Below are 22,235 nucleotides of genomic sequence, written 5' to 3' on the forward strand. Positions count from 1 at the left end.
ACACACCATCTAATTTTCAATTGATGTAACATATTTCTTAATATTGTTTATCATTATTTTCCACTGCCAGGCCCATGTTGATTTTCTTATATTACCGCTATAACTCATCATGTTATCTGTAGCCAGTGGCAAATCGATATGGGCATGATGGTAAACGTATTTTGCATTAGGTTCGGTAACTGGTTCAAAAACAACAGGGGTCGTTGTCAAAAATTCTTTATGAGTATGAAGTAAACTAAATCCGTGCATAGCTTCGTGACTCATTGTAAAATTATTCCTGCCCTTATAAAGATTTACACTATGAATGCCAATGTCATCAACATTTCCAATTACAAATCCCCCTGATGAGTTTGGTTTTGTATTAACATCGAAAATAAAAACTTTAAAATAGTTTCGGTATTTGGTACCATGTTGCCTGTATAGTTCTTGTCGAAGGTATTTTTGCATATTACCACCATTAGCATGTGGTAGGATGAAATTTGGTGTCGTGATATAAGATCCTGCAACTCCAACGTGGAATTTTGGATCGGTACGCAAATCGAGCGTTATCGGGCTGTCAGTATCGCCATAGATATAAGACTGATATAATGCTTTGCTCAGGTTTGACGTTTCATTAGGACAATCGGCAGGATCATTGACTATTCCTATTTGTTCAAGTCCAGGAACGTTGGTAACATTTGTCCTGACTTTTACAAGCGCTATTTTTATTTGTTTGCGGTTGGCCAACCTACTGTTTTTGCAGACTTTGATGACTCCTGCCACTCTTCCTTTCTCAAGTTCAAGTCCCTGTTGGGTGTAAGCAAGAACAGTTATGGTCTGGTCTCTTTCAAATTCTTTTATGCAGGTGATATTGAAATTTATATCATAAGCTGGATCTGTGCCAATCGGACCTATTCCTAAAGGAAAGTTTATAGGCGAAATTGTAAAATACTGATGATCATATACCAGTTCGTATTTTATAATCGCGCTATGATTCTTAATTTTAGCTAGCAAGGAAACTGTCGACGGCGGTGCCGGCGTTCCCATTGCATTTTGAGGATAGATATTGAGGTATGGGACATAATAAATCTCATCATTAAAAGGAGCAGTAATAATATTAATATATTCCTTTCTCATGAATTCGTATGCTTCATCTGGAGTGTCAAATTCTGTATCACCCAGCCAAAAGCTTTTATCTTCATAACCAGATACGATGGAGTCCTTATAACTTGCTTCACCATTATCGCCAAGTCTCAGCCAGTCAAAACCAAACTCTCCTCCATAACTAGCGGGGATGGTCCTGAAATTGACCATGGCATCACTCGAAAATTCGACATTAAATTCATGTTTATCAGAGAATTCTTTAGTAAAAAAATAATGCCCATCTACAGAATAAACAAAAACTTCGTTTGCCGCTGAAGGATAGGTTGTAACCGGAATTCCAAACAGCCCATCGTATTTGATTCCTAATCTATATTTTGTATAAACCAGTCCCTGTGTAATGCCACTATTGTCAAGATGAAAGAAAATATTGGTGGCATAGGACGGAATATGATTGGCACTAGGATCTACAGTTTCGCTATCGTAAATTAATTTGTTGAATTCTTTTTCGGTAAGGCCAAGTTGCATATAATTAAGCACATTGCCTTCCTTTTGAAAATTGATCAGCTGTAGTGTCTCAATATCCTCAGAAGTAACTAAATCTGTAACTTTACCCTTCCATACATAATAATCGGTGTTGCCGTAGATCAGCTTATTATACTGCTCAATATTCTCATAAAATCCGTATCCAGAAGTTCCAAAAAATTTGAATTCATTTTTAGAATTGTTGGTGGCATCTACTTGTTTCAAAACATAGAGCCTCATACGGTTATCGACCGGAGGATCGGGCGGTGTTGGCGTGCTGAAAATACCACTGAAAAAAAGATTCTGGTTCATTACAGAAAACTCTTTATCGAAATAAAGTGTTTTATTCTTAGTACTGACTGCCTTTTTTACCACGTTTACAGGCAATGTCGCTGGAGGATTGATTATTGGCATCAGGTTGATGGGCCCAAAAAAATCATTGAAATATTCTACTTCTTTTTCTTCCGAGGTAATAAAAATAAATGTAGCTATATTCTTTACTGTAAGCGAAGTATTCGACAGCAGATTATAGGTATTGATAAGATTGTAATTGATTTTCTTAGTATATTCTTGTGTTGCAGGATCTTCTTCCAGCAATGCTGTAAAAGGCAAAAAACTTCCTTCAACCTCAGCATTCATGCAATTGCCATGGCTATTGTATACCGTAAGCCGTTTGTCAGCAGTTTTATATTTTAATTGAAAAACCAAATTATTGGCCGCTTTCTTATTGTCACTTTCATCTGCCTGATGAGTCTGCTCTATTTCACTGATGATAATGGGCCAACTGTCCGTCTTATACGGTGATGTCGAAATCGTTCCGCCACTGCCAATCTTGAGTGCGGCCGTCCCTAAAACATCATCAAAATTAAAGGATCTTCCGCGTTCGGCTTGGATGTATAAGTACAATTTGTTTTTATTGTAAAACTTACTGACGATATTTTCATAAATCGCTGCCCTAGACGAATATTTAATCGTATCAGGAGCATTGACTACTTTTATTTCACCCTTCTCCTCCTGAGTGATATGTGCGCCATAAAAAGCGGCAGGATCTAAAAATCGCTGCACGTTCTCGCGATATATTCTTTCAGAAATATCAGGATTTGCCGTTATATCGGCTACATTGAGCACGACATCTGCAGATCTTCCGTAGCCTAAATTAATCACAAAACCTGTATCTGATTTTTCTTGCTGATAGGCACCTTCATCCAAAACAATCTCAAATCCACCATTATCTGAAAAATCCCCAAAATATTGTCCAGCTTCAATGATTGCCAAACTATAGTTCTTATTTGGATCGGAGGTAGTTTCGTCATGAAGATTAAAAAACTTCTGGTCGAGCGTAATTGTATCTGCTTCTGTTTCGTTATACCCGAAAAGCGTTGCAGGAACGTTTGGCAAAGGATTCGTTAGATTATTGAACGTTTTTAAATCGGTCCAAACTTTCTTCATAAAGGGCGTATTCGTCGAATCATTACTTTCGAGAATATTAAGCCCGTTGACAAACATATTTTTTTTCAGTCCTCTATAAATAAAATACTTAATCGGAATACCGACATCAATATTCTTTAATGGCTTAATAATGACATTAACTTTTGACGCATTTTGTGACCCGGCTTGTGGCAAGACAAGTACTTGGCCACCCGTGACTGCGAACGCTTTTTTATTGGTCAAACCAAAACGCGTAGTAATTCTGAAAGTACTGGCATTTATCGGGCCATAGGCATCCGAATTGGCAGCTTGAGCCGTTAGCCCGCTTTCTGAGAAAAAGTAAGAGCTCGGCATAAATTCTTTCACTCTGCTTTTGGCTACGGCATTGATCTCTTCGTTTTGGGCAGATTCGGAATTGAACTTATATGAAAATTCAAATGAAGTTGTTGGCATGGTTCCTAAGCGTTTATGATTTCTAATTTTACTTCCTGCTCGTCTTGATTTATTTTTATAGTATGGGGAAATTTTAGATCCAAGTAATTGGTGTTATAATTGACTATGGTTTCTTCAGGAGATCCAAAAGCAATCCAATCGGAACTTGGCTGATTCAAGAATCCCCATTGGTTTCCTGTTTTTAAATATTCAACCGTTTCTACCGTATTGTCATTATTCTTTTTTGTAATTTGAATTTTAAAATTGGCTAGTCCAGCATTCAACAAATTGTCTACGGAAAGAAAAAAACTTCTCGATGCCACCTGAGCTCCAACAGTCAAGTCCAATTGATTCCCTGGGAAAAAAGCAGTTCCGTCGCTGACGCCATTGTGCGTAGCAATAATCTCCTTGCAAGTGAGCTGCTTATTCCCTCTAAGATTAGTCAAATCTAATTCTGTTGGCATGCCGTCAAAAGGAGAAACATGGGCCAAAATATAGGCTCTTTTTCTTCTGCCTCCAGATGGCAAAGGATTATTTGTATCCCAAAACGTCCGAATGTTTTTCCATTCTACGGCTACTACTGTATTGGAAGTTGGTGCTATAATAGGTACTTCTTTTACCGCCAAGAGTTTCACATCTGTTTGGTCAAACCATTTACCCGGAAATGGAAATGCAGGATTAACATCATCTGTAAAAGCGACAAATACTCGAACATCTGTTTCTTTAAAGCTGTTTCTGTTGCCTAAATTTCTAATCCTTATGTAAATTTTTTGGTCGTTTGAAGTATCAAAAGTATTTGTCAATTGGCCTGCAGCTGGTGGCGCTGTATTGGGATCGCTTAAATTTCTTATCCAGATATCGGGACTATTTACGGGATCCGTAACTGGAACTCCGTCTAATATTCCATTATTGTCTATATCCGCTACCATCAATTTTGGTTTTTGAACCGAAGGATTGGTATGCCAGTCTAAAGCTAGCTGAACAGCAGCCTGAGCATCAACTCTTCCGGTTCCGTATTTTTTGTTAATCGTATAGCCGTAATTGTATTTTGTTATATCAGTTGGGGCGTCATTATAATTGACATTGCCAATCTGATGCGCCGAAACTTTTAAGATGTGCTTTATTTCGGTTGCATTCAAATTGCCGTTAGTTGACAGTAAGAGCGCTGCCAAGCCCGAAACTACTGGCGTAGCGGCAGAAGTTCCCGTGAATCTCGAGGTAAAATCACCATACGCCAATGAAGTAATTGTATAGGTATCTCCAATAACTCCCGGGCAATGCGACATAACAATACTTTTGTTGACTTTTTGAGTGATGAAAGAAATCCGATCTTGGCCACCTCCGGATACCAAAACTTCCTGCCCGACAAAAAAGCCTGCAATATCGTCTTTGCTATTGGCAACAAAAATGGTCGCCTTATTGGTGCAAACTAGAGAGGCTTTAATTTGGTCTGGAATTAAAATCAAAGGATCATTGGCTGGCATATATGCCGGCAGATTGGTCAAGCTTCCTTGTATTTCTACTAATTTGGTATTCTCATTAAGAATTGACTTGATTTCAGTATAGATTCCTAATAATGGTGAGTTTTGAGGATAGATATATACTTTTTGAGGTTTTGATAAAGTTGGGTTAATCCCTCTTAAATTATTGAGAGTAAATTTATTATTGGAAACCAAGTTGTTGCTTGGATCAGTATATCTGGTTATTGCTTTTTTTAACACGACCATTCTGGCTTGCGAACCGACCATGTTATAATTTACCGTACCGTCATTAAAACTCTTGGTATATTTAAACTTGGCATCGAGCGTAACTTCAACATTATTGGTATTGGCAATCTCTGTTACTTTTGTAATGTAGCGTAATTCATGAAAGTAGCTATTAGGATCGCCAATTTCCATCGACTGTCCTTTAAAAAGCCCTTTTACATTCTGCAATATTAGTTTTCCGGAAGAAATCCAATTGCTTGTTACTTCCAGAATAGTAGCACTCAGTATTTGTTCGCTTGTGCCAACATTTCCGCAATTAAGCATCGTCGGGCTATAGATGCTGATGTCTTCTTTGGAAGGATATGCATCTGGACCGCTAGGAGCACACAAATCGACTCTTTTGCCATAATTAGAATAATCTGCCAGCAGTTCTCTGAAAACAGGATTAGGAACAGAGTAAGACGGCAAAGGAAAGGCATCTAACAGCACTTTAGAGGCTCCTACTATTAAAGTTTTGTTACTAAAAACAGTAGCTCTGTATCCAGCAGAACCTTGGCTGTCATTAATTTCAAGGCCATTCCCTGTTGTCGAATCACCATTCCCTGCTGATACGATAACCAAGGTGCCTCTTCCGTTTCTTCCGTATGCAAATAGCTCTTTAAGTATGAAATCGACTTTTTTAGCGTCCATCGAAATATTAAAACTACAGCTTATGATTCCGACTGCATTATTGGAATAGGCATCAGTAGCATCCGACGGGCCATTGTTTAAAAAATTTACGTCAAAAACAGCTTGATTGACACTTGAACGTATGTTTCCATTCGTTGAACTATTAATTAGAGCTAAAAACAGTCCGTTTTCAAAATTATCGGCATTGATGACTCTTACGCCTGGGGAAATTCCGTTAATTAAATTTACATTATCGACACCAGCAGCAATTATTCCTGTTACGCAGGTGGTATGCATGCTCGGATCTAATGTACTTATTTCTTGCGTAAAATTAGTAGTGTCTTTTCGCCTGTAAAATACTTTTCTTGTTCCATTAATATCTGAAAAGCTAGGATGGGCTGGCCTGTAGTTGTTAACGGTTAATGGGTTTGCAGCATTGATGGCTTCAAATTCAATTTCTCCCTCAATAACTCCTACATAAACATTTGGACTGCCGATGTTGTTTGCTGGCGGTAGCAGACTTCTAGCTTGTTCCATCTTTATTACTTTATGATGCCAATTTCTCATATGCTTAATTTACAGTTGAATAATATTCATATTGATCTAATATTCCCAATCCGATAGATTTATCTTGTAAAGGTATTTTCTGCTGTGCTTCGCCCTCGTTCGTTATGTGAGGCAAATATTTTGGAATCTCATTATTATCATTTTTAATCATTAAAAAAGAAGGAACTTGTTTTGCATCGCTTGGTTCATAAATGATATTCTGCACGTTTTTCCTTTTGAATAAGTAAAATGGCTTCTTATGATTCCTAAAATTGTTATCGTAGAAAAATATTTTTGAAGAATCTACAGCATGCTTGCGATTAAATTCTCTGTTTAGTTTATCCCTTATTCTAAAATCATTTTTAGAGCTTGATACGGATAAAATGTTATCATTTTTCTTATTTAGGATTATAGAAAATACATTTACTTTTTCTGCTTTTAATTTTCTTATGATCGGGTCATTAAATCTTTTGAATTTTGTGCCGTCTTTTTTTCTAAAAATAAAACAGACATCCTTCATTTTATTTGAATAGTGGGTTTCAAAAAGGGTATTGTCTATGTTGTTTAGCCCGCTCACAAGAGGAAGCAAATATTTTGCTTCAATCTCTTTTGAATTACTTGCTGTAATGTTCGGATATCCTTCTTTCTGCACAACGTCAAAAGGATATTTCTCGATCTTATTTTTTTCCCAATACGGGTTAACTAAAACTATCTCGAGGTTTAATTCCTCAATTTTTTTATTTATAAATTCTTTAAAATCAGCATAATCCTGGGGGTCTTTAGGACTTATCGAAATTTTAAACGGATCTTCTATATAATGGTCCTTAAAAAGGATATTCTTTACCAGTTTCTTTTTTTTCTCATCATAAAGAGAATCCGGAACTTTTAAAAAACTGTAACTAACTTTTTGTTTGTCTTGCAATCTAAATTTTAGTTCAGCTGGCAAACCTTCATTATTCTGAAATCCCTTTTCATTATACTTTTTATGGTAAACCATTATAGTATTGTAGCCTATTGGGATTTCTGTAAAATAATAGCAGCTCCCTTTTTTATCATATTTCCCTTCTATAGGCGCCATTTCAAATCCTTCAAGCTTTACTGCGGCATCGGCAATATTTTTCTGCGTGTTCGTATCTTCCAAATATATTTTTAGAGCAGCTTTTTCTTTGTTTTGAGCAAAAGTCGCAACAGTCAGAAGAAAAAGGATATTTAAAAAATATAATCTCATTTTGATTCATTTTACCACTCTAAATTTTGCATTCAATAAAAACTGCACAGAAATAATTTCGTAAGAAAAAGCTTCTACAACAAGGTTACAAATAACATTTTATGCTTCCTTACGGCTTTCCTCATTTAATGGAAAAATAATATAAAATATGTTATGAAATTTTTAATAGGCTCTCAATTCTGGAACTGTTCAATAACAAAATAGGCATCCATTTTGTAATATCTAGAGTATTTTTCGCAGGTTTTTTTCGCAGGTTTTTTTCTTTTCACTATTTATTCTTTAGAAAAAAACTAAAAACAGTACAATCAAATATATGATAATCAAACAATTAAAAAAAGATAAATTGTCTTAAACTAAAGACATAATTATTTTAACGCATTAAAGTAATTTTCTTATAATATTTATTTTTCAAAAAATAGATAGCTAAAATTCCGGTTAACGTTATTAAGTTCTTTAACTTAACTTTAACCTAGTGAACGAAGTAAATTAATAGGCTCCTAATGTAGGAGAGGCCTTTTGTTATTTATTGTATTGACAGATGTTTATTATTGCTTTTAGACATTATTTTAAGTTGTATCAAAGTATTATGTAGAAAGGTATAACAAAAAGTTTTTATCATAACTTATCCAAATCATTAAAATTGAAGTTCGATAATAGTTCCGTTAGCTCCACAGTGTACTTTAAAGACCAATAAATAAAATTGTTGGTTTTGATAAAAATTTCCTTTAAATGGCATGAAGTCTACAGTTTCGATGAGCTGTAGACTTTTTTGTTTCCGCAATCTCCTAACAAATATTTCAAAAACACACAAAATCTCTGTGGCACAATCATGGCACAGATAAAAATGGAGTTGCTACCTAATTTGCCACAAAAAGCTAAGGCAAAAATCTTTTAACAGAAGTCCCCATCACAATAAAAAAGAATGATCTGCTATCCTAAGTCTATAATAAATAACATTTCTAAAATCTTTAAAAGATGGAAAAGATCAGGAAAAAATACACCGCCGAATATAAAATCTTTGCTGTCTGGAAAAACAAATTTGATTGCCCCCTCTCCTCCAATCGCGATGTACTTCATAAGCATTTGGTTATCAAAAGATAATGCGGACAAGCATTTTTTTTTTGCGGATGAGGGTCAAAGAGTTATGGTTTTTTCAGCAGAAGGCTAGCTTATTTGTCGTAGTCAAAAGGTATGCAGATTAACTTTTTGTTCTAATGTTCATGAACAGATGAGGTATTCCTAAGTTGCACAGATTTACAGATTTGTTATGGCGCAGGAGCTTTTGATTAAAATCAATACAAAACACAAAAGATTTGAACGTATGATTAACGCATTTATCATTAAATTCTTAATAGCTGCGTATTTTATATTGTTGATTTGTATATATATCTTATTTAATTTTACATTCAGAAAAAGTTTAATAAGAATAAAGAACTATGAATAAAATATTTTTAGTCATTCTGACTGCAATGGTAGTTTTTACTACAAACGCACAAGACAATGTAAGAATAGTAATTAAAACACCACAAAACGGACATAGTATTCATGGATACAAAGGACCTAATGACAAAGTTTCGCTCGCATATATTGACGATGAAAAGACTCCTTTTACGGGTAAATTTATAGAAAAGGGTTGGGATGATGAGTTATTGAGCGAACGAAATTATTTGAAAGGACTTTTAAATGGTGATTTTATTGAGTGGACCAAAAGAGGCGAAACGGAATACATTAAAACAAAAGGCACCTACAAAAACGACAAGCTATTTGGAGACTATACAGAATATTGGCGACCAAATCATAAAAAGAAAGAGTGTTTCTATGACGAAAAAGGAGAACTTCACAGAAAAATAGTTCACTATGAAGGTTTTTCAGTAGAAGAACCAACAACAATTCAATTTTACAATCATGGTGTTCGTGATAGCACATGGACTTGGTTTTATAGCGGAGGAAAAATAAAAAGCGTTGAAAACTATAAAAACGGAAAAGAACATGGTGATAGACTTGAATACTATGAAAATGGCAAAAAGAAATATGAAGCAAAGTATGTAAATGATAAAAAAGTGGACTTGTTATCGGAATGGTACGAAGACGGACGATTAAGATATACTTGCGAATATGCTGATGATAAAAAAAATGGTAAAGAGATCTTCTATTATCAAAATGGAAAAATTGAAAAGGAAGGAACTTTTGTAAACGGAAGTAAAAAAGGGCGTTTTGTTTGGTATAAAGAAGACGGAACAATATCTGAAGAAACAACTTTTTAATAAAATGGAGTTGCTACCATATTTGCTACAAAAAGTTAAGGTATTAGCTCCCCTCTCCATAAAGGCAAAAAGCTGCAGAATTGTCTGATTGGCATTACCTACATTTTTATTTCAAAATCTGATTTAAACCTGTAAAAATTGAATTAAGAGTTCAAAGCAATTCTTATCCTCCCTAGCTTGAGAAGTTTCTCTCTTTATAAGAGAAAGAAAAAATCACTGTTGTAACAATATTTAAAGACACTGAAGTTGAGTTAAATAGTCGAATTGGTCAGGGTACTCAGGATCGTACACTCACTAATTATTCATTTTCCTTTTGCCAGCTTATGTGTGAATGCTGTCTTTTTATCCGCTAGGTCCCACCTTGAAATTTCGTCAAGCACTTCATCTTTATGCTTTTTGCCGATATCCCGTAGGGCGTTGCCCACCGATTTACGAAGGTATTCGCTCTCGTCTGATTTATTTTTACTTATAAGCTGAATGGCGGCTACTGGATTTTCCTTAAAATAAGGTCGGCTTGTCCAAATACGAAGCCCTTCCGTAACAGCTCTCCTTACATTTGGATTTTCGTCTGCGATCCACCTCTTTATTGTGGCCAGACACTTTTCGTAGCCAATCGAATTGCAATAGTAGTCAAAAGCTTTGGCCAGCATTTCTTGCACGCGCCAGTTTTTGTCGTCTGCAACTTTTGTTTCAAGAAGCGCGAGAGCTTGGGAATTGTCGGTTGAAAGCTTTCCCAAGAGATAAGTTGCCAGCATCCTTACCTGATAGCTCTCGTCAGATAGAAATTTTATCGCAAGATCAAAATGCTTTTCTTCCTTGTCAGCCAATATAATATCACCACATTTGACGATATGCTTGAATCCGTGTTCAATTTCTTTTATTTCTTCGATAAGTTCTTTCATCATTTATGTTGTTGAGCTTTTGGCCTTGGCGTTCTATGGAATCTGCAGAATAATAGGTATCAGAAACTGCAGGACGTCGCAGTCTCATGTTCTTACGAGATGGTTAGCAGCCCTTCTCTCGCAACTTTTTTCGATGATTCAGTCCCCAGTCGCCCATAGCATTGGCTACCTCCTTCACGCTTAGCGCATATTCCGTGATTCTGTACTCTACAAGTATAGGAGACGAGTCATGGACCTTCCGCGTGATCAGTTTATTAGCCTCGAGCGTTTTTAATTCTGCAGAAAGCACCCTGTTTGTAATCTTTGGCACAAAATCCTTAATGTCCTTAAAGCGATGGTTTCCGTGCTTGATGGCGATGATTATCGGCAGCCTCCACTTCCCCCCTATTACATAGAGCGTATCCTGTACATGCAAGATGAGTTCCTTTATCTGTAATGCGACTTCTTCGGTCATATCGGTATCCTTTAGTATATCGGTTACAAATGTATACTAAAAACAGATAGCTTTGCAATAGTAATAATTATAATTAATAATAGAAAAAATGAAAACAGCGTTCATTACGGGAGCTAACAAAGGAATCGGCCTTGAGACTGCGAGACAATTTTTACAGAAAGGCTACAAGGTATTAATAGGCAGCCGCAATAAAGCAAAGGGTATCGAAGCAGTCGGCAAGCTGGTCTCCCTCGGATTTGCAAATGTAGAATTTATTCAGATCGATGTAACTGATACCGAATCAGTAGAAAGGGCCCGCATAGCATTAGGTGAGAAAATAGATGCATTGGATGTGCTGATAAATAATTCGGGAATCAATGGTATCGAGTTCGATGGAGATACGCCTATCATGCATACTGCAACGAATACGGACATAAACAAATTCAAGGAAGTTTTTGAGGTAAATGTATTTGGTGCTATCAGGGTAACACAGGCATTACTGGATCTGCTCAAGAAATCGAAAGATCCCAGGATAGTAAACGTAAGCTCCAGCCAAGGTTCTCTTACCCTTCACAGCGACCCTGATTTCATACATTATAGGCATAAGGGAGCCGTCTATCAATCATCAAAAGCAGCACTGAACATGTATACGGTTGTGTTGGCATATGAGCTAAGGGATCTCCCGTTCAAGGTCAATGCGGTAAGTCCGGGTTCGACAAAGACAGATTTCAACCATCAGCTCGGACAGGGTTCCGTAGAAGATGCTGCCAGAAGAATTATAAAATATGCTACGATAGGCAGTGATGGTCCGACAGGCAAGTTTTTTTCCGAAGACATGAATCCGGAAACTGGAGAAATTCCTTGGTAAAATAGGCAATATTTAACCGTTTCAAGATAAGGGCTCTTAAACGCTTCTCATGCTCATCTCCCCAGCCTCCAATTGCTGCAATTAAGGGAATCAGCGTCTTTCCGAAATCCGTCAGGCTACATTCTACTTTGGGAAGTACTCCAGGATAGATCACCTTTGAAACCAATTCATGGTCTTCCAGTTCTTTCAGCTGAATTCTCCATATCCTTCTTGAGGCATCAGGAATTTTACGCTGAAGCTCGCTGGGACGCTTATGTCCCTGTTGATAAACCACAGCAAACGCATTTGCTCGGTCAGCGGCAGCTAAGCCAGATCATGTCCCTATTATTTCACTGCCTAGCGAACTATGGCTACAACATTGCGACTTTCAGCTACAGTGCTCCATATGCAATAACAGAACTTTGTACCATCAAAATGTTATTACTATGGATTTAAAGAACAGTACCATCCTCATTACAGGAGGAACCAGCGGCATAGGCCTGGAACTTGTAAGGCAGCTGACCGAAAAGGGAGCTAAAATAATAGTCACGGGGCGCAGGCTTGAGGCGCTGAATGAAACGAAGAAGCAATTTAGAGACATCCACACTTTTCAGAGCGATGCGGGCAGTCCGGAAGATACAAGACGGCTTTTTGAAGAAGTTACCCGACAATTTCCAGACCTTAACATCATTATCAATAATGCTGGCGAAATGCGGCTGATCGATATGCTGGACTCTTCGAAAAGCCTAGAAAACCTGATGCGTGAAATTGACATCAATCTTTCAGGGACAATCCGGATGGTACACCAGTTCCTGCCCCATCTGGTCAAAAAGCAATCTGCTGCCATTGTCAATGTCTCCTCTGCCATTGCATTTATGGCCTACTCTTCGGCACCTGTCTATAGCGCATCAAAGGCCGGAGTCCACGCCTTCACCATGGCTTTGCGCCTGCAATTGAAGGGAACGAATGTAAAAGTGCTTGAATTTATCCCCCCGGGAGTCAATACCAATCTGCAAAATGAATGGATACTGCAACCGAATCCACGCCAGATGATGGACGCGGACAAAGTAGTACAGGTGGCGATCAAAGGACTACAAAATGATACGCCTGAAATAATGCCTGCTCTGGTAAAGATCATCAAGTTTCTGGGGCACATCATCCCTAAAGCATTGATGAACTTCGGCCATAGGGAATTTCAAAGATTCAGACAGCTTAATAATCAACTAAAAAAAACATAAAAATGAAAAAAAATGCTTTTGCAGTGATACTACTACTTCTATCGATCGGGTCTTTTGCCCAGACATTGCCTGCTGATAAAATCGTAGGCGTCTGGCAGTGCGAAGATTATAAAATAGAAGTATTCAAATCGGGCAATACCTACTCGGCAAAGCTCTTGTGGTCCAAGGACATGTTCGAGACCGATGGCAAGACGCCCAAGAAAGACAGTAAAAACCCTGACGTAAAACTGAAAACCCGTCCGGTGCAGGGCCTCACCCATATTACGGGATTGGTATATGAAGATGGCGGATACGTAGACGGAAAGCTCTACAGCGTGCAGGATGGCAATACTTATAGCCTCAAAGGCAGGCTCAAGGCCGCGGACGAGCTTGAGACCCGGGGCTATAAGGGCGTGCCAATGCTTGGCAAAACTTTTAGATGGAAACGAATAAAATAAGCAAGATGGAAACAAAAGGTAACGACACGCTTTCAAGGTTCTGGCATATAGCTTCAAACGCAGTTCCCCCGATAGGCTTTTTTCTGTTTTTCAGGTACAGGAACCGCTATCCGAACAAGGCACGCAGGGCATTGACAAGCGCCGTAATCGGAGTGCCGATCGCAATCGCGATGGGCTACATAATGAATGCCTACATCCTTAAATAATACAATATGGCTAAAAATATTATCTCATTGCTGCTGCTCGTTATATCGGCAGCACTTAATGCGAGGCATGCCTGGGATACGTTCAATTACAGGAGCAATCCTGAGTCTGCCAAAGCAATGGCCGATCTTGGGATCGGCGAATCTGCCATGCCTTTCCTTGGGTTACTTGCGATCCTGATTATGGCGCTCTTATTGATTCCACAGACATTTTTCCTGGGAAACCTGCTCAATGCTCTTGCAATTGTCCTTATAATGGCGTTGGCATTACGGACGGGCAACTACAAGATGGCACTGTTTGAGATCCCGTTTCTGGCAATGCCATTAATTATGATCTGGCTGGGGTACCCTTTCAAGAAATAACTTAACTTGCGTTATGGCAAATTCCACACCCTACAGGATACAATCAGTATCGGAAATACACCGTTTGATGGGGCTTCCAAGCCCTCATCATCCGCTTATCAGTATTGTCGACCTTAAAGGCCTTAGAAATGATACCGGTATTGACGCCGTTGTCTTCGATCTCTACGTAATCTCTATGAAAAGGGGCTGCGACGGCCTGCACTATGGGCAGCAGAAGTATGATTTTGACGAAGGGCTTATGGCTTTTTTATCACCAGGGCAGATCTTGCGGGGTGAGGACAGCGGCGTGCCCCCCAATCTTGAGGGCTGGATGCTTTTTGTACATCCTGATTTCCTATGGAATACCTCGCTCGCCAAAAAGATAAAGAAGTATGAATACTTCGGGTATTCGACCAGCGAAGCCCTGTTCCTCTCCGATAAAGAAGAGACGGTTATAAATGATATCATAAAGAATATCAGGGATGAATACTATTCCAACATCGACAAATTCAGCCAGGACATCATTATTTCCAACCTTGAAACGCTGCTGAATTATTCGGAGCGTTTTTACGAACGGCAGTTCATTACGCGTAAGGTCACAAACCATAAACTGCTGGAAGATGTTGAAAATCTTCTGGAAAATTATTTTGGCAGGAACGACCAAGTACTGCACGGCATTCCGTCTGTTGATTTCCTTGCCCGAAATCTTGCGATATCTCCAAAATACCTCAGCAGCATGCTCAAGCAGCTCACTGGGCTTACTGCCCAGCAGCACATACAGATGAAGATACTTGAACAGGCTAAAGAAAAGCTTTCAACATCTGGGCTTACCGTAAGCGAGATAGCGTTCGGCCTTGGGTTTGAGCATTCGCAGTCCTTCAGCAAGTTTTTTAAGAGCAAGACGAAGCTCTCCCCCTTGGAATTCAGAAAGTCATTCAATTAAACAGATATGAAACCAGGTGCCAAGAATAATGGTGAGCGACAAAATATACTTTAGTGTTTACTTGGCAGTAGAAAAGAAAACCTGACCCTGTTTTCTTTTCGATCGATGAGAAACGTACCGCCATTGTTTTTGATGTATTCTTTGCACAATAGAAGGCCAAGTCCCACGCCCTGTTCGTTTCTTGTGCCAGGGGTAGCAATCGCCATTTCATTCCCATTCATCCTATCCATGTCTATATCAAGATGGCCCTCAGCCTCATTTTCCACGGAAAAGCGCACCCCTTCGGAGATAGCTTGCAGGGTAAACCAAATCCTTCCATCCGATGGGGTGAACTTGATGGCATTATCAATTAAATTTCGCAGCACAAGGCTTATCTGATTGCGATCGGCAGTAATTACGCCATTGTCCGTGACAAGCTGTTCAAGGTGAATGCCTTTCTGTTTAATCAGCGGAAGATAGAGCAGCAACAGTTCATCAAATACAGGCTTTAACTCAAAACTGTCCTTTCTAGTTACCAGGCCGTCCATCTGGCTTTGCGCCCAATACAGAAGGTTATCTAGGGTATTGTTGACTGATTTGATTGTTTTTTTATTCTCTTCGAGCAGCTCCTGCAACTCTTGGGGAGTCAATAGCTGCATGTCGCTCAGCGACAAGATACCTAGCAGACTGTTCAATGGGCTTCTGAGATCATGCGCAATGATTGAAAACAACCTGTTCTTGACGGCATTGGAACTCTCCAGCTGCTTGATGGTACTGTTCAGCTGCAATGTACGTTCGTCCACCTTTTCTTCCAACCGCTGGTTCTGCGTTCTTACCAAAAACAGGTTCTCGTCCCTTACCTTCTGTTCAGCCCTGATGATCGTCTTGTAACGATCGCCCAGTGCGAAGGAGAGCAATAGCAGTTCTAGTGTTGAGCCAATGGGCACCAGTTGGATCGTGAACTCATTCGACGGGATCACCCCGCCCAAGCTTAGTGTTACGATAGCTACGGTCACCCAGATAAAGAACCAAGCTAGGATATAATATTTTGCAGGACGGTGTCCATTCCTATAGGCTATTACCCCTGCAATCCATGCCACTACTGCAACCGTAACGGTCAGCAGCTGAGCAATTACCGTTGCTGTATGCTTGAATCCCAAGGCACTGACAAAGAAAAGAATTATTCCCGCACCGCCGATTACATAAAAGATTCCGAGCATCTTAGGTGCCCTCCGCTTCAGGTGGAGGAACCTGTTGCAGAACACCAAGGAGGTTATTACCGAAAAGCTCAAGAGCACATGTGGATACTGGTTTAAAAAGATCCTCAGTTCATCACCGAAGATAAATCCATAGCCTCTGATGTAGATCAGCAGGTAGCTCGATAGCGTCAGCACATATAATACGTAATAAAGATAGGTGATGTCCCTAACGCTGACAAAAAGGAAAAGGTTGAATAGCAGGAGCCCTATCAGCAGGCCGATATAGATATATTCGATGCCGTGCTTGAACTCCTGGCCGTTTATAACGCTTTCTGCGGTGGCAAGCTTTATCGGTGCCAGCAAGATATTGTTGGTCTTTAACCTTAAATAGATAGTTTTCTTCTCAATTTTTGAGTCGACCGGAAGATCTATCATAAAGTTGTTTCGGACAAATACATCGGGCTGCGTAGTCCTGAGGCATCCCGTTTTGAAAACGACCGCACGACCTTTGTTGTCGGTTGCATATGCGTCAATGTATTCGATATTGGGCGCATCAATGATGAGATATAGGGGCAGGTCCTGTTGGGCAGTATAGCTTATCTTTATCCACCAAGCTGAAGCAGTATTGCCGAAATTCAGGATATCATGGCTGCCTCGTGTAAATGAGGCATCAGAAAGATTTTTCACATCGTCCAGCGACATCGTCGCAGTTTTATCCTCCAGATAATGAAGTTCTTTACCGATGTTTTGATAGCTGAAATCATTGGCCGACTGCCCTCTGCAGCATACGGCGAAAAATAGCAAGAATAAGGTTGTCACAATAGTAAAAAAGATGTTCGGCCTGAAGCTAATTCTATTCGGTAAACAGCTTATCAAAAAAATTCGTTGCAACATAATCGTGAAAAACTAAAATTAGCAGATAACAAAAATAGTACTAAAAACTCTATTTGAACTGCAGATTATTCTAAAACTAGTCACTAAAGGTAATTAGTATAGCCAAGGAACATTTTTTTACAAAAGGTAGTCAATCAGTGAAGTGGCCTTTGAATCGGGCTTTAAATATTCGCACTGCTTTACGAAGCTACTTAAGCAAAAAAAGCATTACGTTTTTAATTCTAGTTGGGCAAATGAGTAAAAAAGCAGGCAGGATAATGCATCAGAAGTAGCAACGATACATTATCGGTAGTGCTTCTATTCAAGCGATAGCCAACTTTATCGTTTTTTTGCCGTGTGGGTCGAATTTTATCGCTACTTTAGTAAAGGAAACAAAAGGGAATACAATAATCGTGTATTATGATGTTTCCTTTTTGTTACAGGCTAGTGCGTGGTCGCACAAAATTTTAGCCTATTCCTTTCAATATCCCGTCATCTTTTATTCTTAAGATCGTATAAAATCCAGGACATTGCATTGCTATAATTTATAAAAATAAAGACTATGAATGTCAAACGTGTATTCGGCGCAGTACTCACAATACTAGGTATCGTGAGTTTAATTTATACAGGATATCAGCTAATCAATAAAAGTACAGCCTATACCACTATGATTGTTATAGGCGTTATCGGACTGATCTTTTTCTTTTCTGGCATAAGCTTGGTAAAAAACACAAAAGATGAGGCTTAAAGATTTAAGTAGCCTCTAGGTTCTTCTGCTAATCGTAGCTATTTCGTTCCAAAAGCACTTCCTGTTTTTTTATTGCGTTAGGATCGGAGCTTTTACAACTCCAATCCTCATTAATCGTACTACCTAGTGATTAAAATTTCCGCTTCTGATAAGGCGTTCCTTGCCCCTCTTCACAATAGCTTTTGAGGCTTAAGAGAAGCATGGCCCAGTTATAATTGCACCATTGGTAAAATTCGGTAAGCTTGCGCCAATCATAATGCTTAAGGACAACTGCCGTAACACCATCTTTCTCTGTCAGTTCAAAAGAAACGCCCGTGCCGACCCATTCTGGGTCAGAAGCAATGCATTCCCATACTATGCGTTTATCCGCAGACAATTCCGTTATTTTCATTTTTGTACCGTAGTTGTCTCCAAAACCAAATTCGTTGACAAAGCCCACTTCTGGCTTAACGATCAGCTCTTCTGTCCAAACAGCAGCAAGACCTTCTTGGGTAGTTAATACTTCGTATACCTTTGCGATTGGTGCCTTGATATAATTGATGTGTTCTATCTTTTCCATTTTCATGATTGTTTTTTAGTTGCAAACACAAAGATAGCAAGGTAATCTACCAAACATGCGTGTATATAAGACAGACTAGAGGGCAAATTGAGACAATTCGTACCTCTTCCATACTATTTGATTGCATCATACATACCCGCTCCCATCCGTCTTGCTCAGTCTTGAAAAGGTAAGGCTGGAAAGGATCGTAAATATAGAAAGCACTATAAATGTATAATGGAAAGGCTGCGTACGGTTCATATCAAAAGCATCCGACTGGAAAAAGGAAAGTACCAGACTCGCTACCGAGACTCCGAAGCTTACCGACAGCTGCTGCATGATGACCAGCATGGTATTGCCTCCGCTTTTGGTATTCTCATCTAGATCGACAAGCGTGATGGTATTCATGGCCGACATCTGTATCGAGGTAAAGAAGCCGTAAAACACCATCAGCAGTATGTAATACCCTAACGGAGTGTCTCGTTCTACAAACCCCAAAATCACCAGCACTACCCCCAATAAGATCGTATTGCTTATAAGCACGGTTCGATACCCCAGCGCCTTGATGATACGCACCATAAAAGGCTTTATGGCTACGTTGGCCAATGCCGAAGGCAGCAAAAGCAGTCCCGCCGTTGAAGCAGAATAGCCAAAGCCTGTCTGGAGCATGAGCGGCAAGAGCAGCGGAAGTCCGCCGATGCCGAGTCGGGTTATCAAGCTTCCCATAAGCCCTACCCGTAACGTCTTTATATTTAAAAGCCGGAGGTCGATAATCGGCTTTTCGGTCCTTTTGTAATGAATGTAGTAGAACACCGCCAGCAGGTTGAATAGCAGCAAGCCGCCCAAGATATACATCCAGTGGGTCAGTCCCGTACTTATGATTTCCAGTACCATCGTGATTGCGATAAGCGCCAGGCTAAAATACATCAGCCCCCTGAAGTCAAATCGTCCTACCGCCTTTTTAAAATTCGGCATCGTACGTTTGGCCATAAAAATACCAAGAATCCCTATCGGGACATTGACAAGGAAAATCCAATGCCAGCTGAAGTTATCCGAAATGAATCCCCCAAGGCTCGGACCAACTACCATGCCTAAAAGGCCGAATACGGTAATAAAGTTCATGGTTTTTAGAAGCCTGCTCTTGGGATATTGGTAGAGTATGGCAAGACGCGCTACAGGCACCATCATCGAGGCACCGATAGCCTGAAGCACCCTGGAAAGGTTAAACGTAAGCAGGTTAACCGAGAGTGCGCAGCACAACGATCCGGCAACAAACAACCCGACGGCGATCCTGAACATGGTTCTCGTGCCAAACTTATCGGCCAGCCAGCCCGAAAGCGGAATAAACAACGCCAGCGTCAAGGCATAGGTTACGATAACCGAATGCATTTGTGTCGGAGAGTACTGCATGTCGCGCGCTATGACAGGCAGCGACGTGTTTAAGATGGTACCGTCGAGCGACTGTATAAACATAGCCACAGCCGTTACCCAAGGCAGCAGATGCGTGGCGATGCGTTCTTTCTTTCTCTTTCTTATTTTTTCTTCTTGCTTGGCGGTAACCATAGTGCTGTGCTTAGTATCGTAATGCTTATAAACAAGTCTTTTACAAAATTAGTGATTTCCTATCGCATGGAAGCCCCTTTTCTCCTTCCCGACAGAAAAATACGCGCCTATAGCACTAAATCCCCTATTGAAAACATCTTTTTTATTTTCCATTCAATCAAAACGTAGCTTTATATAGCGCAAAGTTGTTGTCGACACAGCGAATCTGTTCGCATTCAGGAAATAATGCGAGGTACAACCCGAAATGCCTCAATAGTAGGGACTAACAACTTAAAATAAAACAATATGGCTTTTTATACAATTGAATTTGATTATACGGGCAATGCTCCTACGGCATCTAAAACCTATAATTTTTGTATTGATGACTTAGGCTATGATGCCGAAAATGTGCAGCAAGTAGGTCCTATCAAGGTTAAGATTGACGGCTCTTCAAAGGCCAACATCGTAAATGCAATTAATGCTGATTTGCCTAAAACACGTTCTGGAACTACGTATACAGAAGCATCATAAGGCTTGCCTGCCCTATAATGAGTTCTTCTAGCTCCGCAAAAACCTGCAACTGTTACTAGTGGCAGGTTTTTTTATGCCGCTACGAACCGCTCTTTTCCCCAAATTTTTTTTTAATGACCTAAAAGACATTTTCTTATCTTTGAAATAAAGAAGTATAACACTGCCTGGTAAACGGCACTCTCTTAATACTGTCTAACTATGAATAACTATTATGAATCTTCTTACCTGACTTGGGAACTAACGTCAAATAAAAACCTTGAATTTATTACAGCGGTTTTTGAACATTTAGAATATCTCGAAGAGAATGAGGTCAATACATGGAAACACGCTGAAACAAGCGACTACTATTTTCAGCAGCGCCCAATCGGCGGCGACAGGCCTTTTCCTATTTTGGATGCCACTCTTTTAGCTACCGACTTGCAAGCCATCCTGTCAAGCCATGACCTAGCTCCTGAAGGAGAAATTGTATTTGTAAAAGACCAGCAGATGGATAACTACCGGCACCAGATTCAAGAGGCCAGCTGTTTCAGCAATGCATCCTATGCTATTTTCTTTAGTTCAGAAAACAACATAGTAAAACGCATCTGGTTTGATTATGATGAAGGGCATTCCGTAGAAAGCAACAGGTTGGCTATGGCTGGGCTATTGCATCATCTGGGCGAAAAGTACGCGCTTGTTTTGGTAGATTGGTATGAGAAACGGGCGATTGACTTATCCAACAAAGAAGCGACGCTTCAGTACCTAAAAGATACTTCGCCCAAAACGGTATAGCATCGCTGGTTCGTAGATTGCGAAAGAACTTCATCGTATGCCACAGCAGTTGGTCTAAAAGCACCCTAATAATGTCCCGATTGCACCTCCCGCAGGAGTAACTATCTCGCTACCTTTGGATTGTAATCAACTAATACAGACAACGATGAGAAAGATCCGAATTTTTGAACACATCTCGCTAGATGGGGTCATAGAACATGATGGAGATTATGCGTATGGTGCCTGGACGACGCCGTATCGGAGTCCTGCCGGAGCGGCAATGCTCTTTGAAGCCTACGGCCCAAATTTTGACCTGCTGCTTGGACGCCATACTTACGATATATTTAGCGGCTTTTGGCCAAATGCTGGAGATTTTCCTATGGCAAATGCCATAAACGCGGCAACCAAGTACGTCGCCACGCATAGGCCCGACGGTTTAGAATGGGGCCCTGTAAAGAGTCTAGGCGAAAACCTTGTAGGAGCGATTCGCGACCTCAAGGCAACGAGCGGTCCCGACTTTATTGTCGTAGGAAGCTCGACGCTTACGTCGATGCTGCTTGACAACGGACTGGCAGACGAGGTGGTGCTTATTACCTACCCTGTCTTGCTTGGCAACGGCAAACGCTTGCTGTCCGACAGCATTAATGCCCAAGAACTTGCTTTTGTAGACTCAAAAGCGACCCCTACGGGCTTGCTTATCAATACCTACAAGCATCTGGGGCCGTTGAAAAAATAATCTTCTGCCAGACCCAAAAAGCACTGCCCTATCGATTGCAAAAACGGCTTTGCTTCATGGTGATGTAGAAATGATGTAAACTATATTGCCTAAAATATAAAGACAACCCGTACCGA

The 22,235-nt window shown here is 39.8% G+C and carries 20 protein-coding genes; 11 read left to right on the plus strand and 9 right to left on the minus strand.

Translation table 11 applies throughout. The features are described from left to right. Positions 1-9 precede the first annotated feature (9 nt). From GGR22_RS11830 to GGR22_RS11840, 3 genes are read right to left on the minus strand one after another with little or no spacing between them, the layout of a single operon-like run. Positions 10-3,486, minus strand: coding sequence for a hypothetical protein (locus GGR22_RS11830; protein ID WP_182493832.1), 3,477 nt, complete (start codon positions 3,484-3,486; stop codon positions 10-12). A 5-nt stretch (positions 3,487-3,491) separates the two neighbouring features. Next, complete coding sequence (locus GGR22_RS11835; protein ID WP_182493833.1) at positions 3,492-6,377, minus strand: S8 family serine peptidase; 2,886 nt, start codon at positions 6,375-6,377, stop codon at positions 3,492-3,494. 34 nt (positions 6,378-6,411) lie between these two features. Further along, complete coding sequence (locus GGR22_RS11840; protein ID WP_182493834.1) at positions 6,412-7,464, minus strand: hypothetical protein; 1,053 nt, start codon at positions 7,462-7,464, stop codon at positions 6,412-6,414. Positions 7,465-9,050: 1,586 nt separating this feature from the next. Here GGR22_RS11840 and GGR22_RS11845 point away from each other — a divergent pair. Beyond that, positions 9,051-9,878 (plus strand): toxin-antitoxin system YwqK family antitoxin, encoded by an 828-nt coding sequence (locus GGR22_RS11845; protein ID WP_182493835.1) that lies wholly within the window; start codon positions 9,051-9,053, stop codon positions 9,876-9,878. A gap of 302 nt (positions 9,879-10,180) precedes the next feature. On the opposite strand, the gene GGR22_RS11850 is transcribed toward GGR22_RS11845, so the two are convergent. After that, positions 10,181-10,783: a DNA alkylation repair protein gene (locus tag GGR22_RS11850; protein WP_246336953.1), complete on the minus strand. Its 603-nt coding sequence runs from the start codon at positions 10,781-10,783 to the stop codon at positions 10,181-10,183. Between the two features lie 100 nt (positions 10,784-10,883). Further along, a complete protein-coding gene (locus GGR22_RS11855; RefSeq protein ID WP_182493836.1) occupies positions 10,884-11,234 on the minus strand; it encodes a winged helix-turn-helix transcriptional regulator in 351 nt (116 codons plus the stop codon). Positions 11,235-11,322: 88 nt separating this feature from the next. Between GGR22_RS11855 and GGR22_RS11860 the strand changes: the two genes are divergently transcribed. After that, positions 11,323-12,081, plus strand: a complete 759-nt coding sequence (locus GGR22_RS11860) for an SDR family oxidoreductase (RefSeq protein ID WP_182493837.1) — start codon at positions 11,323-11,325, stop codon at positions 12,079-12,081. On the opposite strand, the gene GGR22_RS11865 is transcribed toward GGR22_RS11860, so the two are convergent. Then, entirely contained in the window at positions 12,002-12,355 is a 354-nt protein-coding gene (locus GGR22_RS11865) for a winged helix-turn-helix transcriptional regulator (protein ID WP_182493838.1), read from the minus strand. The two genes, GGR22_RS11860 and GGR22_RS11865, sit on opposite strands and share 80 nt — an antisense overlap. Before the next feature lie 151 nt (positions 12,356-12,506). Here GGR22_RS11865 and GGR22_RS11870 point away from each other — a divergent pair, with 151 nt between their 5' ends. From GGR22_RS11870 to GGR22_RS11890, 5 genes are all read left to right on the plus strand, one after another. Continuing rightward, positions 12,507-13,298 carry an SDR family oxidoreductase gene (locus tag GGR22_RS11870; protein ID WP_182493839.1) on the plus strand — a complete coding sequence of 264 codons (792 nt, stop codon included), beginning with the start codon at positions 12,507-12,509 and terminating at the stop codon, positions 13,296-13,298. A gap of 23 nt (positions 13,299-13,321) precedes the next feature. Beyond that, the gene (locus tag GGR22_RS11875) at positions 13,322-13,735 is read left to right on the plus strand and encodes a DUF2147 domain-containing protein (RefSeq protein ID WP_170148811.1); all 414 of its coding nucleotides are present in this window, start codon (positions 13,322-13,324) and stop codon (positions 13,733-13,735) included. A 5-nt stretch (positions 13,736-13,740) separates the two neighbouring features. Continuing rightward, positions 13,741-13,941, plus strand: coding sequence for a hypothetical protein (locus GGR22_RS11880; protein WP_121377254.1), 201 nt, complete (start codon positions 13,741-13,743; stop codon positions 13,939-13,941). A gap of 6 nt (positions 13,942-13,947) precedes the next feature. Continuing rightward, the gene (locus tag GGR22_RS11885) at positions 13,948-14,301 is read left to right on the plus strand and encodes a hypothetical protein (RefSeq protein ID WP_182493840.1); all 354 of its coding nucleotides are present in this window, start codon (positions 13,948-13,950) and stop codon (positions 14,299-14,301) included. A gap of 175 nt (positions 14,302-14,476) precedes the next feature. Further along, positions 14,477-15,223, plus strand: coding sequence for a helix-turn-helix domain-containing protein (locus GGR22_RS11890; RefSeq protein WP_317169791.1), 747 nt, complete (start codon positions 14,477-14,479; stop codon positions 15,221-15,223). Positions 15,224-15,273: 50 nt separating this feature from the next. Here GGR22_RS11890 and GGR22_RS11895 read toward each other — a convergent pair whose 3' ends face one another. After that, positions 15,274-17,220, minus strand: a complete 1,947-nt coding sequence (locus GGR22_RS11895) for a sensor histidine kinase (protein ID WP_182493842.1) — start codon at positions 17,218-17,220, stop codon at positions 15,274-15,276. Positions 17,221-17,836: 616 nt separating this feature from the next. Here GGR22_RS11895 and GGR22_RS11900 point away from each other — a divergent pair. Further along, the gene (locus tag GGR22_RS11900) at positions 17,837-18,022 is read left to right on the plus strand and encodes a hypothetical protein (RefSeq protein ID WP_182493843.1); all 186 of its coding nucleotides are present in this window, start codon (positions 17,837-17,839) and stop codon (positions 18,020-18,022) included. A 130-nt stretch (positions 18,023-18,152) separates the two neighbouring features. On the opposite strand, the gene GGR22_RS11905 is transcribed toward GGR22_RS11900, so the two are convergent. Both GGR22_RS11905 and GGR22_RS11910 read right to left on the minus strand, forming a co-directional pair. Beyond that, positions 18,153-18,581 carry an SRPBCC family protein gene (locus tag GGR22_RS11905; protein ID WP_182493844.1) on the minus strand — a complete coding sequence of 143 codons (429 nt, stop codon included), beginning with the start codon at positions 18,579-18,581 and terminating at the stop codon, positions 18,153-18,155. Between the two features lie 126 nt (positions 18,582-18,707). Then, on the minus strand, positions 18,708-20,123 hold the full coding sequence (locus GGR22_RS11910; RefSeq protein WP_182493845.1) for an MFS transporter: 1,416 nt from the start codon (positions 20,121-20,123) through the stop codon (positions 18,708-18,710). Between the two features lie 285 nt (positions 20,124-20,408). On the opposite strand from GGR22_RS11910, the gene GGR22_RS11915 reads away from it, so the two are divergent. From GGR22_RS11915 to GGR22_RS11925, 3 genes are all read left to right on the plus strand, one after another. After that, positions 20,409-20,633, plus strand: a complete 225-nt coding sequence (locus tag GGR22_RS11915) for a hypothetical protein (RefSeq protein WP_121377266.1) — start codon at positions 20,409-20,411, stop codon at positions 20,631-20,633. Positions 20,634-20,831: 198 nt separating this feature from the next. Then, a complete protein-coding gene (locus tag GGR22_RS11920) occupies positions 20,832-21,404 on the plus strand; it encodes a hypothetical protein (protein ID WP_182493846.1) in 573 nt (190 codons plus the stop codon). A gap of 145 nt (positions 21,405-21,549) precedes the next feature. Then, positions 21,550-22,119 (plus strand): dihydrofolate reductase family protein, encoded by a 570-nt coding sequence (locus GGR22_RS11925; RefSeq protein ID WP_182493847.1) that lies wholly within the window; start codon positions 21,550-21,552, stop codon positions 22,117-22,119. The last annotated feature ends 116 nt before the right edge of the window (positions 22,120-22,235 follow it).

The organism is Flavobacterium gossypii, from assembly GCF_014138495.1.
Taxonomy (GTDB): domain Bacteria; phylum Bacteroidota; class Bacteroidia; order Flavobacteriales; family Flavobacteriaceae; genus Flavobacterium; species Flavobacterium endophyticum.

Bases quoted from the DNA above. Each gene is read 5' to 3' on its own strand.
- GGR22_RS11830 (WP_182493832.1), bottom strand. From the start codon at position 3,486: ATGCCAACAACTTCATTTGAATTTTCATATAAGTTCAATTCCGAATCT.
- GGR22_RS11835 (WP_182493833.1), bottom strand. From the start codon at position 6,377: ATGGAACAAGCTAGAAGTCTGCTACCGCCAGCAAACAACATCGGCAGT.
- GGR22_RS11840 (WP_182493834.1), bottom strand. From the start codon at position 7,464: ATGGCGCCTATAGAAGGGAAATATGATAAAAAAGGGAGCTGCTATTAT.
- GGR22_RS11845 (WP_182493835.1), top strand. From the start codon at position 9,051: ATGAATAAAATATTTTTAGTCATTCTGACTGCAATGGTAGTTTTTACT.
- GGR22_RS11850 (WP_246336953.1), bottom strand. From the start codon at position 10,783: ATGATGAAAGAACTTATCGAAGAAATAAAAGAAATTGAACACGGATTC.
- GGR22_RS11855 (WP_182493836.1), bottom strand. From the start codon at position 11,234: ATGACCGAAGAAGTCGCATTACAGATAAAGGAACTCATCTTGCATGTA.
- GGR22_RS11860 (WP_182493837.1), top strand. From the start codon at position 11,323: ATGAAAACAGCGTTCATTACGGGAGCTAACAAAGGAATCGGCCTTGAG.
- GGR22_RS11870 (WP_182493839.1), top strand. From the start codon at position 12,507: ATGGATTTAAAGAACAGTACCATCCTCATTACAGGAGGAACCAGCGGC.
- GGR22_RS11880 (WP_121377254.1), top strand. From the start codon at position 13,741: ATGGAAACAAAAGGTAACGACACGCTTTCAAGGTTCTGGCATATAGCT.
- GGR22_RS11885 (WP_182493840.1), top strand. From the start codon at position 13,948: ATGGCTAAAAATATTATCTCATTGCTGCTGCTCGTTATATCGGCAGCA.
- GGR22_RS11890 (WP_317169791.1), top strand. From the start codon at position 14,477: ATGAAAAGGGGCTGCGACGGCCTGCACTATGGGCAGCAGAAGTATGAT.
- GGR22_RS11900 (WP_182493843.1), top strand. From the start codon at position 17,837: ATGAATGTCAAACGTGTATTCGGCGCAGTACTCACAATACTAGGTATC.
- GGR22_RS11905 (WP_182493844.1), bottom strand. From the start codon at position 18,581: ATGGAAAAGATAGAACACATCAATTATATCAAGGCACCAATCGCAAAG.
- GGR22_RS11910 (WP_182493845.1), bottom strand. From the start codon at position 20,123: ATGGTTACCGCCAAGCAAGAAGAAAAAATAAGAAAGAGAAAGAAAGAA.
- GGR22_RS11915 (WP_121377266.1), top strand. From the start codon at position 20,409: ATGGCTTTTTATACAATTGAATTTGATTATACGGGCAATGCTCCTACG.
- GGR22_RS11920 (WP_182493846.1), top strand. From the start codon at position 20,832: ATGAATAACTATTATGAATCTTCTTACCTGACTTGGGAACTAACGTCA.
- GGR22_RS11925 (WP_182493847.1), top strand. From the start codon at position 21,550: ATGAGAAAGATCCGAATTTTTGAACACATCTCGCTAGATGGGGTCATA.